This is a genomic window from Mixta calida (assembly GCF_002953215.1).
Lineage (GTDB): Bacteria > Pseudomonadota > Gammaproteobacteria > Enterobacterales > Enterobacteriaceae > Mixta > Mixta calida.
Window position 1 is genome coordinate 3,525,634 of sequence record NZ_CP026378.1, and the last position, 16,502, is coordinate 3,542,135.

The 16,502-nt window shown below is 60.7% G+C and carries 7 protein-coding genes and 2 tRNA genes; 3 read left to right on the forward strand and 6 right to left on the reverse strand.

The features are described 5' to 3' along the window. Nucleotides 1-3 precede the first annotated feature (3 nt). Nucleotides 4-1,155 (reverse strand): murein transglycosylase A, encoded by a 1,152-nt coding sequence (gene mltA / locus C2E16_RS16855; protein WP_038624413.1) that lies wholly within the window; start codon nt 1,153-1,155, stop codon nt 4-6. Between the two features lie 202 nt (nt 1,156-1,357). On the opposite strand from mltA, the gene C2E16_RS16860 reads away from it, so the two are divergent. Continuing rightward, a tRNA-Met gene (locus tag C2E16_RS16860) sits at nt 1,358-1,434 on the forward strand. 44 nt (nt 1,435-1,478) lie between these two features. Beyond that, nucleotides 1,479-1,555, forward strand: a tRNA-Met gene (locus C2E16_RS16865). A 90-nt stretch (nt 1,556-1,645) separates the two neighbouring features. Here the strand turns inward: C2E16_RS16865 and amiC are convergent. After that, the gene (gene amiC / locus C2E16_RS16870) at nt 1,646-2,890 is read right to left on the reverse strand and encodes an N-acetylmuramoyl-L-alanine amidase AmiC (RefSeq protein WP_038624412.1); all 1,245 of its coding nucleotides are present in this window, start codon (nt 2,888-2,890) and stop codon (nt 1,646-1,648) included. A 335-nt stretch (nt 2,891-3,225) separates the two neighbouring features. Between amiC and argA the strand changes: the two genes are divergently transcribed. Continuing rightward, on the forward strand, nt 3,226-4,572 hold the full coding sequence (gene argA / locus C2E16_RS16875; RefSeq protein WP_169712906.1) for an amino-acid N-acetyltransferase: 1,347 nt from the start codon (nt 3,226-3,228) through the stop codon (nt 4,570-4,572). Nucleotides 4,573-4,650: 78 nt separating this feature from the next. Here the strand turns inward: argA and recD are convergent, their stop codons facing one another. From recD to recC, 4 genes are all read right to left on the reverse strand, one after another. After that, nucleotides 4,651-6,507: an exodeoxyribonuclease V subunit alpha gene (recD, locus tag C2E16_RS16880; protein WP_038624410.1), complete on the reverse strand. Its 1,857-nt coding sequence runs from the start codon at nt 6,505-6,507 to the stop codon at nt 4,651-4,653. Further along, nucleotides 6,504-10,046 (reverse strand): exodeoxyribonuclease V subunit beta, encoded by a 3,543-nt coding sequence (gene recB / locus C2E16_RS16885; protein WP_038624407.1) that lies wholly within the window; start codon nt 10,044-10,046, stop codon nt 6,504-6,506. The genes recD and recB overlap by 4 nt, the downstream gene beginning before the upstream one ends. Next, a complete protein-coding gene (ptrA, locus tag C2E16_RS16890) occupies nt 10,043-12,934 on the reverse strand; it encodes a pitrilysin (RefSeq protein WP_038624405.1) in 2,892 nt (963 codons plus the stop codon). Before ptrA ends, recB begins: the two co-directional genes overlap by 4 nt. Before the next feature lie 133 nt (nt 12,935-13,067). Further along, nucleotides 13,068-16,457, reverse strand: a complete 3,390-nt coding sequence (gene recC / locus C2E16_RS16895) for an exodeoxyribonuclease V subunit gamma (protein ID WP_038624403.1) — start codon at nt 16,455-16,457, stop codon at nt 13,068-13,070. Between the last annotated feature and the right edge of the window lie 45 nt (nt 16,458-16,502).

Genomic DNA, 16,502 nt, shown 5'->3' on the forward strand with positions numbered 1-16,502 from the left:
AGTTTACCGGCTGGCGCTGACCAGCATTGAACCATTATGGTCGTTTTGCGCATTGCTGAACAGCGTGCCGCCGGTGCCGGGCGCGGCGCGCAGCACCCAGACGCGGCCATAGTGATTAAAGAAGCCTGCCATATGGCCCGCTTCCGGGCCGATGCCCTGATAGATATCGAAATGCTGGCCTTTAATCGCGCCGCCCACGTCCAGCGCCACCATCAGGCGCATTTCATATTTGCCGCTGAACTTGCCTTTCTGGTTCAGCAAGGGCACCTCCGCCAGCAGCACGGTGCCCGGCGGGATCAGCGAACGGTCCGCCGCTACTGACGCTTTGGCGATCAGCGGCACCGCGCTGGCGCCGCGCACCGGCGTGAAATTTTCCGGCTTAAAGAAGACGAAGGAGTTGTTGGTCTCCAGCAGCTCGCGCACTTCTGCCGGGCTGTGCTTGTCGGCCCACTCGCGGATCGCCTGCATCGACATATCTTCGCGCTTCACTTCGCCGCGATCGATCAGTTCTTTGCCGACGCTGTGGTAAGCCCAGCCGTTTTTACCGCCATAGCCGAAAAACATCAGCGGACGGCCATCGCCGAAGTCGACATAGCCGCTGCCCTGCACGTCCATAATGAAGTTATCCATCAGCGAGTTGCTGTAGCCGATGACATAGCGGTCGTCCAGTGCGCCGCTGTAGATCTGCGCGCGGCTCGGCAGCTTGCGGCCTTTACTGCGCGGCGGCATGCGGTAGAGCGGATACTGGAACTCGCCCTGACGCGTATAGCGCGCCTGGATCACCGGCGTATAGTAGCCGGTAAACTGCACGTTGCCGTAGTTGTCCACCCCTTCCATCTGATACGCGTCCAGACCAAAGGTGCGCAGCTGGCGCGTATCGCCGCCGGCAAGCAGCCAGTTCTCAATCGCGCTATAGGTGTTGCTTTGCCTGCCATATAAAGAAGAAGAGGCGAAGCGAATCTCGCTGACCTGATCGCCGAAATCTTTGCCGTTAACCGGACGCCCTTTGGCGTTCGGCTGGTTGACCAGCGTCAGAGGCTGATCGATCTTGCCGTCTTTATATTGTTGACCGCGATCGGTCGGTTTAGAGGAACATCCCGCCAGCAGCGCCAACAGCGCGCCGGTCACCCAATACTTTGTCCAACGTCCTTTCATTACACTCTCACCTCAGCTGCCTGCAGGGGAAGATAGCAAAGGGGTAATGAGAATGAAATGCGTTGCCAGAAAAAGAGTCGGCCGTTTTGTTTAAGGAATCAGCAATACGCAGCGATATTCAACAACAGCCGGAATAAAGCTCACTAATTTTCAAAAAAGGGTTGCATCATAAATCGGTAAGAGTATAGTGCGCTTCCACGGACGCGGGATGGAGCAGCCTGGTAGCTCGTCGGGCTCATAACCCGAAGGTCGTCGGTTCAAATCCGGCTCCCGCAACCAATTAAGTAAGAAGCTTTGTCGTGACGGAAGCGACAACACCCGGACGCGGGGTGGAGCAGCCTGGTAGCTCGTCGGGCTCATAACCCGAAGGTCGTCGGTTCAAATCCGGCCCCCGCAACCAACATTAAAGCACCCTCAAGGGTGTTTTTTTGTATCTGGCGTTTGGTAAAACGCGCCGGAGTCAGACGTCACCGCCCTTCCCCGGCCAGCCTTACTTATGAGGCGCCAGCGCCGCCCCTTTTGAAAAATAGGCCTTGATGCCGTTCAGAATCGCCTCGGCCACCTGCTGCTGATAGCGCGCCGTACGCAGCTTACGCTCCTCTGTCGGATTGCTGATAAAAGCGGTTTCAACCAGAATCGACGGAATATCGGGCGCCTTCAGCACCGCAAAGCCCGCCTGATCCACGCTGCGCTTATGCAGATGGTTGATCTTTCCTATTCGGGTCAGCACTTCCTTGCCAAACTTCAGGCTGTCATTGATGGTCCGGCTCTGCACCATATCGAACATGGTATGGTCGAGATAGCGATCGCCGCTCTTGCTGACGCCGCCGATCAAATCCGATTCGTTCTGCGTCTGGGCGAGAAAGCGCGCCGCCGCCGAGGTGGCGCCTTTGGTCGAGAGGGCGAACACCGATGAGCCACGCGCCGCGCGGCTGGTAAAGGCGTCGGCGTGAATGGAAATAAACAGATCGGCCCGCTGCTTGCGCGCCTTCGCCACGCGCACTTTCAGCGGAATAAACACATCCTCGTTACGCGTCATATAAGCGCGCATGTTGGGCTCTTTATCGATCAGCGCCTTCAGACGTCGACCAATCTTCAGCACGATATCTTTCTCGCGCGTCTTATGCAGCCCGTGCGCGCCGGGATCTTCCCCGCCATGCCCCGGATCGATCATGATCACAATCGGCCGATCGCGTCCCGCCTTGCCCGGCAGCGGCGCCTCCGTCGGCTGGGTGCGCTCCAGATCGCCCTGGTTGTAATCTTTCAGCAGCGCCAGCAGCGGATCGTCCTGCGTGTCGTGCGCCGAATAGAGATCGACCACCAGACGGTGCTTAAAACCGGCGACCGGCGCCAGGGTAAACAGGCGCGGCGCTACGTTCTGCTTCAGCTCCAGCACAATACGCACGGTATTACGATCGAACTGGCCGACGCGCGCGCTTTTGATGTAAGGGTCGTTTTTTTGCACCAGCTGCCCCACGCCTTTCAGCACGCGGTTCAGGTGCAGATTCTCGATATCGATCACCACCCGCTCAGGATGGCTGAGGGCGAACTGTTTATATTTAAGCGCCACGCTTGATTCGATAGTCAGGCGGGAATAGCTGGAAGAAGGCCAGATGCGCACCGCGACAATATGGCTGCTGGCCGCCAGCCCTACCCCACTGACGCTCAGCAACCACATCGCACCGGCGCCCTGCAGCAGCCGACGGCGGCTGATAACGGGATTAGATTCGGACATGCCGCTCCAGATACTGTGTTATACCCGTCATACTTCACGTTGCATGTGCGTTGGCTGCGCTCGTTCACCCCAGTCACTTACGTTAGTAAGCTCCTGGGGATTCGCTTCCTTGCCGCCTTCCTGCAACTCGAATTATTTAGGGTATATGTCTAAAAAGTGCCAATAAAAAATGAAGCGAAAACTTTAACCTAATCGCTTTTACACTGTCACCCGGAAAAAGCCATAAAATGCAGCCTGTTAACCTTATTAGCCGTTTGTAAAAGGTGATAGCCGCCTGTAAAAGCCACTTGCACTCTTCGCCGCAAAGAATAAAAATACAAAAAAATCGAATAGTCATGCAAAGAGGGTTTGCCGTGAAGGAACGTAGCACCGCACTGGTTCAGGGTTTTCGTCATTCCGTTCCCTATATCAATGCCCACCGAGGTAAAACCTTTGTCATCATGCTGGGCGGCGAAGCCATTGAGCATGAGAACTTCTCCGGCATCGTCAACGACATCGGGCTGCTGCACAGTCTCGGCATCCGGCTGGTGGTAGTGTACGGCGCGCGGCCGCAGATCGACGCCAGCCTGGCGGAGCATCAGCTGGAGCCGATGTACCATAAGCATACGCGCGTTACCGACGCGCAGTCGCTGGAACTGGTGAAGCAGGCCGCGGGCCGCCTGCAGCTCGATATTACCGCGCGCCTGTCGATGAGCCTGAGCAATACGCCGCTACAGGGCGCGCATATTAATGTGGTCAGCGGCAACTTTATTATTTCGCAGCCGCTGGGCGTCGATGACGGCGTCGACTACTGCCACAGCGGACGCATTCGCCGTATTGATGATGAAGCGATTCACCGCCAGCTCGACAATAACGCCATCGTGCTGATCGGCCCGGTAGCGGTCTCGGTCACCGGCGAAAGCTTTAACCTCACTTCGGAAGAGGTGGCGACCCAGCTGGCGATCAAGCTGAAGGCGGAGAAGATGATCGGTTTCTGCTCCGAACAGGGCGCAACCGACGACGACGGCAATATTATCTCCGAGCTGTTCCCCAACGATGCGCAGGCGCGCATTGAAACGCTGGAACAGCGCGGCGATTACCTGTCGGGCACGGTGCGTTTTCTGCGCGGCGCGGTAAAAGCGTGCCGCAGCGGCGTGCGTCGCAGCCACCTGATCAGCTATCAGGAAGATGGCGCGCTGTTGCAGGAGCTCTTCTCGCGCGACGGCATCGGCACGCAGATCGTGATGGAGTCGGCAGAGCAGATCCGCCGCGCCACCATTAACGATATCGGCGGCATCCTGGAGCTTATCCGCCCGCTGGAGCAGCAGGGCATACTGGTGCGCCGCTCACGCGAGCAGCTGGAGATGGAGATTGATAAGTTCACGATTATCGAGCGCGACAACCTGACTATCGCCTGCGCGGCGCTCTATCCCTTCCCCGATGAGCAGATCGGCGAGATGGCGTGCGTGGCGGTGCACCCGGACTACCGCAGCTCGGCGCGCGGCGAGATGTTGTTACAGCGCATCGCGTTACAGGCGCGTCAGCTGGGGCTGAAAAAGCTGTTTGTGTTGACTACGCGCAGCATTCACTGGTTCCAGGAGCGCGGCTTTACGCCGGTGGATATTGAGCTGCTGCCGGAAAGCAAAAAGCAAATGTATAACTACCAGCGTCGTTCAAAGGTGCTGATGGCTGACCTGACGTAACGAGCGACAGAAAATAAAAAGCCCGGCGTTGGCCGGGCTTTTTATTGCGGATAAACGCAAAAGCAGGCGACGCGGCGGTCAGAGAAAGATCTCCTTGTGCGGCGCGCTTAAGCGCTCTACCAGACCGCTGCGGCGCAGCGTGCGCACCGCCACCGCGCGGGCGAAAATTTGCCGGTCGGTATAGAGCGTCAACTGACGCCGCGCGCGTGTGATGGCGGTATAGACCAGCTCGCGCGTCAGTACCGGCAGGTAGTGATTAGGCAGCACCAGCGCGGTATGATCAAACTCCGACCCCTGAGATTTATGCACCGTCATCGCCCAGGCGGTATCGTGCGGCGGCAGGCGGCTTGGCTGCACCGCTTTAATTGAACCGTCCGGCAGTGGGAAAAAGACTTTCAGCGCGCCGCCAACGTCGTTCATCGCCACGCCGATATCGCCGTTGAATAACCCCAGCGCGCTGTCGTTACGCGCGATCATCACCGGTCGGCCAATATACCAGCGGCTCTGCGCCAGCGGTCGACGAATGCGCCGCTGTTTTAACAGCAGGCGTTCGATGCGCTCATTCAGCCCCGCCACGCCGAACGGCCCTTCGCGCAGCGCGCACAGCAGACGGTAGCGGGCGAAAGCGGCCAGCACTTCATCCGGCGCCGCATCGCGTTGCAGCAGCGTCAGATAGTCGTCATAGCCCGCCACGCCCTGCTCCAGCAGTTGCTGATAGTGCTCTGCGCTGCTCAGTTCGCTGCGGCAGATATCGTCAAACCCGGCGCGGAATACTTTTTCCGCCGCCTGCGCGTCGCCAGCGTTCACCGCCTGCGCCAGCTGGCCGATGCCGGATCGCGCGTCGAAACGGTAGCTTTTGCGCAGCAGGCAGATGCTGTCGCGCACGTCAGGCATCCCCTCGCCGTCCGCGCCGTCCAGCTGGCAGCCCGTCAGCTGCCGCAGCTGCATGGCGCGCGCCACGCTGTAACCCGCTTCGGCGCAGCGGCAAATATCGCCCAGCACCGCGCCCGCCTCCACCGAGGCGAGCTGATCGCGATCGCCGAGAAAAATCACCCGCGCGTGCGGCGGCAGCGCGGCGATCAGGTTCGACATCATCGGCAGATCGACCATCGACGCCTCATCCACGACCAGCACGTCAAGATGCAGCGGGTTGCCGGCATGGTAACGCAGACGCTGGCTGTTGGGCTGCGCGCCCAGCAGACGGTGCAGCGTGGTCGCCTCCTCCGGGAACGCGGCGCGCTCCTCCTCGCTTAGCGTCAGCGCCTGTAACGCCTTGCCCAGCGACTCCGTCAGACGCGCCGCCGCTTTGCCGGTCGGCGCCGCCAGCCGGATGCGCATCTTCTGGCGCGACAGGCGAATCAGCGCCGCCAGCAGCTTCGCGACGGTGGTGGTTTTACCGGTGCCCGGCCCGCCGGAAATGACGGAGATATGGCGAGTGATGGCGACGGCGGCGGCGATCTTCTGCCAGTCGTCGGGGCGATCGCCGAACAGCTCGTTTAGCACGCGCTGCAGATCGGCGTCGTCAAAGGCGGGCGCGGGCTGCTCGGCGGCGATAAAGCGCGCCACGCTGCCTTCGCCGCGCCACATGCGATGCAGATAAAGCCGCTGCTGCGCCACGACCAGCGGCGTCGGCTTCGAGCCGTCGCTGACCGCATGGCTCTGCAACAGCAGACGCTGCCACTCTTTCGGCTGCCCCGCCGCCTGCCAGATCTCCGATGCCAGCTCCGGCTGTCGGCCATCAAACAGCTGACCGTCATGAAAATGGTCGAGCGGAAGGCAGACATGCCCCTCTCCCGCTTCGGCGCTGACGCAGGCCGCCGCCAGCATCAGCGCCGGTTGTTCATCGTCCGCCAGCATATGGGCGAACTGCAAATCCAGCGGCCGTATCAGACGTTTTTCTACCGCTTCGCGCAGCAACTCGCTCATTTTTCTCATTTCGATTCCACCTGGTCTCCGGTAAACAGGCTATCCAGCGCCCTGACAAAATCGATGGAGGGACGGTGATGAAACACGCCGTTTTCGCTGGCGCTGCCGTCCATCCCACGTAAAAACAGATAGAACACGCCGCCGAAGTGACGCTCGTAATCGTAGTCCGCTACACGATGCCGCAAATAGCGATGCAGCGCCAGCGTATAAAGCTGATACTGCAAATCGTAGCGGTGACCGATCATCGCCTCCGCCATCGCCTGCGGCGTATAGGCGCTGCTCTCTTCGCCCAGCCAGTTCGACTTATAATCCAGCAGATAATATTTGCCCTGCCAGCAGAAAACGAGGTCGATAAAGCCTTTGAGCATCCCCTGCACCTGCTGGAAATTCAGCTCCGGCGCGCGCGCCGACAGCGGATCGTGTCGGCGCATCACCGCATCGAGCGCCGGTGCGGTCAGCAACTGGTGCATCGGCAGATAAAATTCCAGCTCCACAAGGTATTGCCCCGGCATCAGCTGCGCCAGGCTTACGCCGTTCTGATGCAGCGGCGTTTGCAGCACGCGGCTGAGCCAGTCAACGAGCATCGGCAGCCACTGATCGCCGAAGCCCGCCAGCTGCAATTGTTCCGCCAGCCACGCCTCATCCGGCGGCTGGCTGAAATCGAGCGTTTCAAACAGGCCGTGCAGGAAGGTGCCCGGCGAGGCGCCGCGCGGAAAGGTATGCGGCGTCAGCGCGGGCGTAGCGACCTCAGCCGTCTCGCCAGCGGCGTCGATATCAAAGCGCGGCGTCAGATCGAGCGCCACCGACGGGCCGTGCTGTTGCAGGCCGGTGTAGCTGGTGACGCGCCAGTTATCCTGTAAGGGACGGGAGATCGCCGGGCTTGCCAGTTCCGGCATCCGTTCGCCTTCCGGCTGCCAGCGTCCTTCCGCTGTTCCCTCCGGCGTCGCCACGTCCACCGCCTCGTTGCATAAACCGTGCAGCGCCTCCTGCAAACCGCTGGCGTTCATCGCCTCGCCGCGCTGGATCAGATAGCCGACCGCGCTTTTATGCAGGTCGCTGTTGCCCTCTTTCTTGCGGTTGCCCTTGATCAGCGGCGCGATGCCGATGCTGCAATGATAAACGGAACGAGTCAGGGCGACGTAAAGCAGACGCAGGTCTTCCGCCAGACGCTCCTGCTCCGCCAGCGCCAGGCTCTCCTCATCGTCGCTGAGATCCAGCAGCGCCTGAAAGGTTTCCCTGTCGTGATAAAGCCCCTGCGCCGCCTCGCGGTAGTTCGCCGCAAACGGCAGCCACACCAGTGGATACTCCAGCCCTTTCGATTTATGAATCGTAACGATCTGCACCAGATGGCGATCGCTCTCCAGACGCAGCTGCTGGCTGGCGGCCTGATGATTGGGCTGGGCGACCTGCTGCGCCAGCCAGCGCACCAGTGCATGTTCGCTGTCGAGCTGGGCGGCCGCCTCCTGCAACAGTTCGCCAAGATGCAACAGATCGGTCAGCCGCCGCTCGCCGCTCTCCGACGCCAGCAGGTTTTCAGCGATATGGCGTTGCTTCATCAGTTCGCGCAGCATCGGCAGCACGCCGCGCTGCTGCCAGCGCTGACGATAGGCGGCGAATTCATCTACCAGCGCGTCCCAGCGATCTTCATCCTGGCTCATGGCGTCGATGGTGGCGGCGTCCAGACCAAGAATACTGGTCGCCAGCGCGCTGCGCAGCGTGCGCTCCAGTTCCGGCGCCAGCACCGCCTGCAACAGCCAGAGCAGTTCGCGCGCCTCCGGCGTAGTAAATACGCTGTCGCGGTTGGAGAGATAAACCGAAGGGATATTAAGCGCGTTGAGCGCCTCGCGTATTACTGCCGCCTCGTTGCGGCTGCGCACCAGCACGGTGATATCGGCGGCGCTCACCGGGCGCATATCGCCCTCTTTGCCCACCCGCGCCTCTCCACGCAGTCCGGCCTGTAGCCAGTGCAGGATCTCCGCGGCGCACTGGTTCGCCATCCATTGCTGGTACTCACTTACCCCAACGCCTTCGCCAGGCTGTAGCCAGAAACGCAGCGCCGGCTGCGCAGCGCCATCAAGATGAAAAGCGCGCGTTTCGTTGGGCGGCGCAGCGTTCACCTTGATAAAGGGAATTTGGTTAAAGAGAAACGGGTTATCCAGCCGGGAAAAGAGCTGGTTAACGCTGGCGACCATCGCTGGCGACGAACGCCAGTTAGTGTCCAGCGTATAGTGAGCGCTGACTTCACCACGCGCGCGCATATAGGTGAAAATATCCGCGCCGCGAAAGGCGTAAATCGCCTGCTTGGGATCGCCAATCAGCAGCAGCGCGTTCTCCGGCTGCCCTACGTAGAGACGGCGGAAAATGCGGTACTGCTGCGGATCGGTGTCCTGGAATTCATCGATCAGCGCCACCGGATAGCGTGCGCGGATCGCTTCGGCGAGCATCTCGCCGCCAGGCTGATGCAGCGCCTCGTCGAGACGGCTGAGCAGATCGTCAAAGCCCAGCAGCGCGCGCAGCCTTTTCTCACGGCGCGTCGCCAGGCGAATCTCTTCCAGCGCGCGGGCGATCACCAAATCGCGCAGCGACAGCGGTTCGGCCAGGAAAGCGTCGACGGCGTCGAACAGCGCATGACGCGGCGGTTCGCCCTTTTTGGTTTTCTCCAGCAGCACGCTCTGACGAAAGCGCGCCAGGTCCTTCGGCACCGTATAGCCCTGCGTTTCTTCCGCTACCCAGACCGCAATACTGTCCAGCCAGTTAGGTAAGTGCTTACTGCTGTAGCTGCGCTTATCCACGCCCGATTTTTCAATCAGTTCGCGCAGTTCAGGCGCGGCGGCGCGCCACTGCGCCTTTAGCGCGTCAATGCGCGCGATGATTTTCTCATGGCGCTGCGCCAGCGTCTCTTCGCCGTCGGGCGCATACTTCAGCGCCGGGGACTCGCCATGCAGCCAGGGCGTCAGCGTTGAGAGCAGCTGTTCCGGCCCGGTCCACTCCTGCGCGATAACTCTCGCAATGGTCAGCGGCAGCGGATAGCAGTGGCGACGCCAGAAATCGGCGGCGGCCTGACGGCGCAGCGCCGACTCATCCTCAATCAGCTGCTGTTCAAACAGCATGCCGGATTCAAAGGCGTTGAGATTGAGCATGCGCTGACAGAAACCGTGAATGGTGAAGATCGCCGCCTCATCCATCTGACGTTCAGCCGCCAGCAGCAGCGCCGCAGCGTCGGCGGGGTCCGGGATCTCTTGCAACAGCGCCGTCAACACCGGATTGCCGCTGCTGCCGCGCACGCAGGCCAGCCGCAGCTCATGAATATTCTGTCGTATGCGCCCGCGCAGCTCGGCGGTCGCCGCTTCGGTAAAGGTGACGACCAGAATCTCTTCTACCGAAAGCGGTCGATGAAAGGCATGACGCTGCCCAAGGCCGAGCAACAGCCTCAGATAGAGTATGCCGATAGTAAAGGTTTTGCCGGTTCCCGCGGACGCCTCGATAAGCCGCTCCCCCTGGAGCGGCAACGTTAGCGGATCGAGCCGCTGCGGATTGTTTTCACTCATTTTTTCTCGCTTGTCACCGGCAGCGACTGCTGCAGGCTGCTGACGTTCGGCCAGGTTTTCCAGCCTTGCGGCGATGCGTAGTCAGCTTTACCATGCTGGCCGCCGGAAATCTGCGACAGCATCGCCATACCCTGTTTAGCAATCACCGCCCGGTGGAAATAGTCCGCCAGGCTTTGCGGCGTCAGCGTTTTAATTTGTTCAATGACCTTGTCGCGCGTATCAAACGCGTAATTTTCCCGGTCGAAATCTTTGCTGTAGCGTCCCGCCTCTTCATCCAGCGTTTGCGGACGCTGCTGCAATTCACCGATCAACGCAGCCTGATACTGGGCGAAATCCTGCTGGCTCATGGCGCGCAGGCGACGCTCCGCCTCAGGATAGAAGGCTTCGTAGCGCTTCAGCAGCAACGCAGGCTGCTTGCTGTTGCTTTGCAGCAGGAAGCCGATGCCCCACTGACGGCCTACCGGGATCTGGAAGGTGAACACGGCGTAGCCAAGCTGCTCCTGCGTACGCAGTTGGTTATAGAACCACGGCTGAATAATCTGGCTCAGCAGCATGCCGTTGGCAATGCCCTGGTATTCGCTATAGCCGGTCGGCACGTAAACCGCCGCCAGCGCCGAATCGCTGCTGCTGCCCGCTTTCTGCAGGTTGGCGCGCAGCGGCGTTTTGATGGTGACATATTCGCTGTGCCACCAGCTTTCGCCCTGGCAGTTCAGCTGCTGTTTTACCGCACGCGCCAGCGATTCTACCGCCTGCGGCGTCATATTGCCTACTACCAGTATCTCCGGCGTCGCCCGCTCCAGCAGCATGCGACGGTAGTCGATCAGCTCCTGCGGCGTGATGGATGCCAGCAGTTTACGCCGCTCGCTGCGCTCGGTATAAGGAAGCTGCGACAGCATCTGCACCGGCTGGATCGCCTGCTCGAAGGCTTTGCCCTTCTCCGCCGCGTCCAGGCGCTCGTTATACCAGGATTTCGCCTGCGCCAGCAGATCTTCCGTCGGGGTGTAGCTGGCGTAGCCATGCAGCAACGTGGTCAGCAGTTTAGGCAGATGCTGGGTAAAACCGCTGGCGGAGATTGACACGCCGTCATTTTCGCTGGTGGAGAAGCTGATGCCGCCCACCGACGCCTGCGAACTCAGCTCGTCCAGCGCCACGCCCGCCAGATAGTCGTTCAGGGCGAACAGCACCTGATTGCGCGCGCTGTTCATCGCCGCCTTGTTGCGCAGCGCCAGCGTAATATTGGCTTTCGGCTCGGTGGCGTAATAGTGGCTCGGCATGTAGAACACGCGCAGCCCCGGCTCGTTCACCAGCTGCTGCGGATGCGTCGCCGCTTTATCGGCCGCCGGAATCAGGCTGAAGTCATCGGGAATGTAAGGGTTAAGCGTCGGCAGCGCCAGCGCGATCTCCGCCGCGCTCTGCTGCCAGCGCTTATACAAATCAGCGTCGATTTTATCTACCTGGTAAGGCGCGTCGACGAAGTAAGCGGTTTTGTTATGCGGCTCTTTCGGGCTGATATACCAGATACGGGCGTTCTGCGGCGTCATGCCGTCAAGACGTGCGCGAATCTCTGCCGGATCGTAGCGGTCGGCGAGATAAGGCGCATCCAGCGTATGCTCCACCGGCACGCGCAGCATGGTGTCCACCAGCCATTCGATATAGTCCATATTGCGTGTAATCGAGGGGTAGCGGTAATCCAGGTTCAGCACATGGGCCATTTCATCGAAATAGCGCTTGTCGATGCCCTTCTGACGCAGCATATCGAGATAGCTGAAAATCGCCGCGACGACCCGATCGCGCTGCGCCAGCCCTTTGTCCGTCAGCGATACGTTGATGGCGAAGACGCCGCCGTTGCGCACGATCGCCGGATCGGCGCCCGCATCGACGGAGTCAGCCAGCCCCTGACTTTGCAGCCAGTCAGAGAGCGTATCCTTGCTGCGGTTACTGATTAAATAGCCGATCAGAGTGTCGGTTTTGCTGCGGAAGCGATCGCTGTTGTTATCAATGCGAAACTCGATCCTCAGCTGCTTGCGCGGCTGCGCCGGCACGTAGTGGATAATGATCCCTTTCTGCTGGTCGGTTACTACCGGCACGTCGATGGTCGGCACGCTGGCGTCGCGGTTTTGTACGCGGCCAAAGGTCTGCGCCGCAATAGCCGCCAGCTCAGGCAGCGGCTTGTTGCTGTAAATCACCGCCTTCATCAGATTGGCGGAGTAGTGCTGCTGATAAAAAGCGCGTAACGCATCGTGCAGCTTGCTGCCCGGCTTGTCGCGCAGCGTCTCCAGATTGCCGCCGGAAAAGCGCGCGGCCGGATGCGCGGGGTTCAGCGTTTCCGCCCCCACCTGCGCCATGCGGTGACCGTCGCGCGAACGCGCCATGGTCATTTCAGCATTGACCGCATGCCGTTCGCGATCGGCATTGACCGGATCGAGCAACGGCTCCGCTATCGCGTCCGCCAGACGATCGACCGCCGGCGCCAGCGCATCGTTCTCCACCTCCAGATAGTAGGCCGTGCGGTAGGAAGCGGTGCTGGCGTTATGGCTGCCTCCGTGCTTTTTCAGGAACTCGGCCAGATTGTCGGGCTGCGGATAGCGCTTCGATCCCATCAGCACCATATGCTCAAGGTAATGGGCCAGCCCCAGCTGCTGGTTGGGATCGTCCAGCGAACCAATCGGCAGCGTCAGCGCGGCCAGCGATTTTGTTGCCTGCGGATCGGAAACCAGCAATACCGTCATCGCGTTATCCAGCCGGATGGCCTGATACTGACGGGGATCCTTATCGCTTTTATTGATGGTCTGTTCGATGGGCTGCCAACCCTGATCCGCGCGGGCGGCTTGATTAAAAACGGTGAAAAGCAGTAATAAACTGGCTGTCCAGACAGCGTACTTTCGCATGCATACCCCTTGAGTTTTATCCTTTCCTTTTCCAACACTGTGTCCGCTGGCTAAAGCAACTGGCGAAAATTAACAGATAATGTGGCGATATTACCGGCGTGGCGATCGCTTCCCTTCCTCTGGTTACGCCACGCTATTCGTCGTTTTTCTGCGTATCGCCGCGGTTAAAGCGCAGCAGCGGCAGCAGCCACTGCTCGGCGGCGGAGCAGATAGCGTCAAGATGCGTCGCCTCCAGCGTGCGGAACAGCCGCTGCAGATAGGGATCGCTCCCTTCTCCCTCCAGCTGATAGTTCCCTTGCCAGGCGGTGAGCAGCTTCGCGCGCGCTTTCGCCTGGGTCGCCTCATCCATCAGCATGATATCGTTTTTGGCGTCGTAGCTCGCCTCCAGCCAGGCGCCGCCGGTTTTCGGCAGCAGCAGCAGCGGCGAGCACATGCCGTCACGATAGCCTTCAACATAACGGGTTAGCCAGCTTCGCGCCTGCTCCGCGTCGATCGCGTCGAAGCACCAGCGGCTCTCTTTGCGTCCCAGCATGCGGCTCTGCCCCTGACCGCCCATGGCGCACCAGGCGAGATGCTCCAGCCAGAGCGCCAGGCCATCGGTGAAGTTCAGCACGCCTGGCCGCCAGCGCAGCAGCCCGCTTTCCTGCACCTGCGGCAGCCAGCCGTTGAGCCTGACGTCCGCGATCGTCAGGTCGATCTCTACGCTGCGGCTCTCGTCGCGCAGCTCCCGAACCTGCTCCGCCAGCGGCGCCATCTCTTCCTGCTGCGTTTGCCAGAACAGCTCGCCGAAGGCGCCGTAGGGCAGTACGCCCGCCGCGCGATGATGATGGAACAGCCGCTGGGTGTCTTCTTCCTCAATCAGTGCGTTCAGTAGCTGCGCGTTGATCTGATAACGGTCAAGCGCGTCCAGCACGAAAGGTTCGGCGTCCGGCAGCTCCGTCTGCTCCAGCGCGAAACTGACGCCGAGGCGCAGCGTAAAAAACGCGCGCACCGGATGACGCCAGAAGCGCAGCAGCTGTTCAAAGCTCAGTTCGTTGAGCGGCAACGGCGGCAACGGCTGCATAAACGGCGGATGCGGCTCGCCGCTGCCGCGCGCCGCAGGCAGCCACTCATGGGCGAAGCTGCGATATTCCGACTGCGGCGCGAAGTTCTGCGGATCAAAAGGCATCCGGCTGTGCAGACAGTGCAGATGATCCAACACGCGCCGGGCGCTGCTGTCGACGTCCAACGCTTCGTCGCCGGGCAGATGAAAACGTTGCGCGATGTAATCCACCAGTTCAGTGACCAGCACCGAGGGATATCGTTCCGTATTGTCCTGAATCGAGCGGCCAATATAGCTGATATAAAGACGCTGCTGCGCCGACAGCAACGCCTCAAGAAACAGAAAACGGTCATCGTCGCGGCGGCTGCGGTCCCCTTTTTGCGGCTGCTGCGCCATCAGATCGAAGCCCAGCGGCGGCAGCGTACGCGGGTAAACGCCGTCGTTCATACCCAGCAGGCAGACCACGCGGAACGGCACCGAGCGCATCGGCATCAGGGTGCAGAAGTTGACCGGCCCCGCCAGAAAACGCTGGCTGATGCGCTGCTGATCCAGGCGGGCGGCCAGCTCATCGCGCAACAACGCCGCCGGCACCGCGTCGTCGTAACGCGCCTGCAAACCCCAGGTCATCACCTGCTGCCACTGCTCTTCAATCAGCATCAGCGCGGCGTCGGTATTTACGTCGGCGGCGAAAAACGCCTGTAACATCTCCCGACACAGCGGCTGCCAGTCGGTCAGCGCGCGCGGTCGCGCCAGTACCTGACGCCAGTGGTTAAGCTGCATCAGCAGCTCCGCCAGGTTGCCCGCCAGCTCGGCGATCAGACCGCTGGATTCATCGTAAGGCAGGATGCCGTCCCAGTGGCCATGTTCGCTCTCCATCGCATAGCCAAGCAGCATGCGAGTAATACCGAAGCGCCAGGTGTGCTGGCCGGTCGGCGGCAGCTCCAGCTCGCGCACATTATCGTCATCCAGCCCCCAGCGGATGCCCGACTCCTCGACCCACATCCGCAGGCGGCGCAACCCTTCTTCATCAATGGCGAAGCGTGCCGCCAGCGCCGGCACCTCCAGCAGCGCCAGCACCTCTTCGCAGGCGAAGCGGCTTTCCGGCAGGCCCAGTAAGTTGATAAAGGCCATGATCGCCGGATGGGCGAAGCTGGCGCGGCGATCTGAAATGGCGAACGGCAGATAACGATCCGTAGGCGCATTGCCAAATACCGCCTGAATATAGGGTGTGTAGGCGTCGATATCGGCCACCATCACGATAATATCGCGCGGCGTCAGCGACGGGTCCGCCTCCATCATCGCCAGCAGCTGATCCTGCAACACCTCCACTTCACGCTGAGGACTGTGGCAGACATGCACCACCACGGAACGATCCTGCGGATCGAGCAGGCGTTTCTTATGGCTGCTGTTCAGCTCTTCGGCGTTCAGGCCGATTACCGCGTTATCCTCCAGCTCCAGCAGATCGTGCTGCATCGCCCGCAGCAGCGTGTCGTCCGGCACCTCGACAAACGCGTCGATTTCGCGCGCCTCCATCTGCGCCAGCAGATAGAGATTGTCGCGTCCCAGCTTGCCCCAGGAGGCGAGCAGCGGATTGGTCAGCTGCTGTTCGCCCTCGTCGTTAAACAGGGAAGAAGCCTCATCCGGGTCGCGGAACAGCGCGATCTCCTGCTGCTGCTGATGGTGGCGACGGCGGCGACTTTGCAGCTTCGCCAGAAAAGCGTAGTCCTGAATGTCGCCCCAGTAGTGGCGACAGGGATTAGTGAACAGCAGATGAATGTCGATATGCTTGCCCAGCGCCTGCAGCGCCTGCAGGTAGACCGGCGGCAGCGCCGAAATGCCGCAGATAAAGACGCGATCGGGCAGCCCCGCCGGACGCTCGGCGCTGTTTTCCAGCTTTTGAATAAAGCGGGCGTAGAGATTGGCGCGATGCCACTCCGGCTGCCCCAGCTCGCGCGTATATTCCACCAGCCTGGCCCAGAGCGGCGCCTGCCACTGCTGCGCTTCGCCCAGTCCGTCGATGGTTTGGCCCTGCTGCCAGCTGTTGAGCCATTCAGGGCGGTAGACCAGATACTGGTCATAAAGATCGGCGACGCGCGAGGCGAGCTGAAACAGCTTGCGCTTATCGTCGTCGTCGTTGAGATAGTGCTGCAACGGGCGAAACGCCTCTTCGCGCAGCAGGTTCGGCAGCAGCGTCATCAGCTTCCAACTCATGCTGGATTTATTAAAGGCGCTTTCTTTGGGAATGCCGGGCAGCACGCGCACGAACATATCCCAAATAAAGGTGGCGGGCAGCGGAAAGGCGATATTGGCGGCGATGCCGAACTGCTGCGCCAGCTGCATTTGCAGCCACTGCGCCATGCCAGGGCTTTGCACCAGCACCACTTCAGACTGGAAAGGATCGCGTAACGGTTCGTTTTCAATCAGATACGCCGCCAGCGATTTGAGGATATCGAGCTGGTTGGAGTGATAAACCGTAAACATAGTGGCTCCTGTTCAGTGCTGCTACTGCGCGTCAGCGCGGGGACA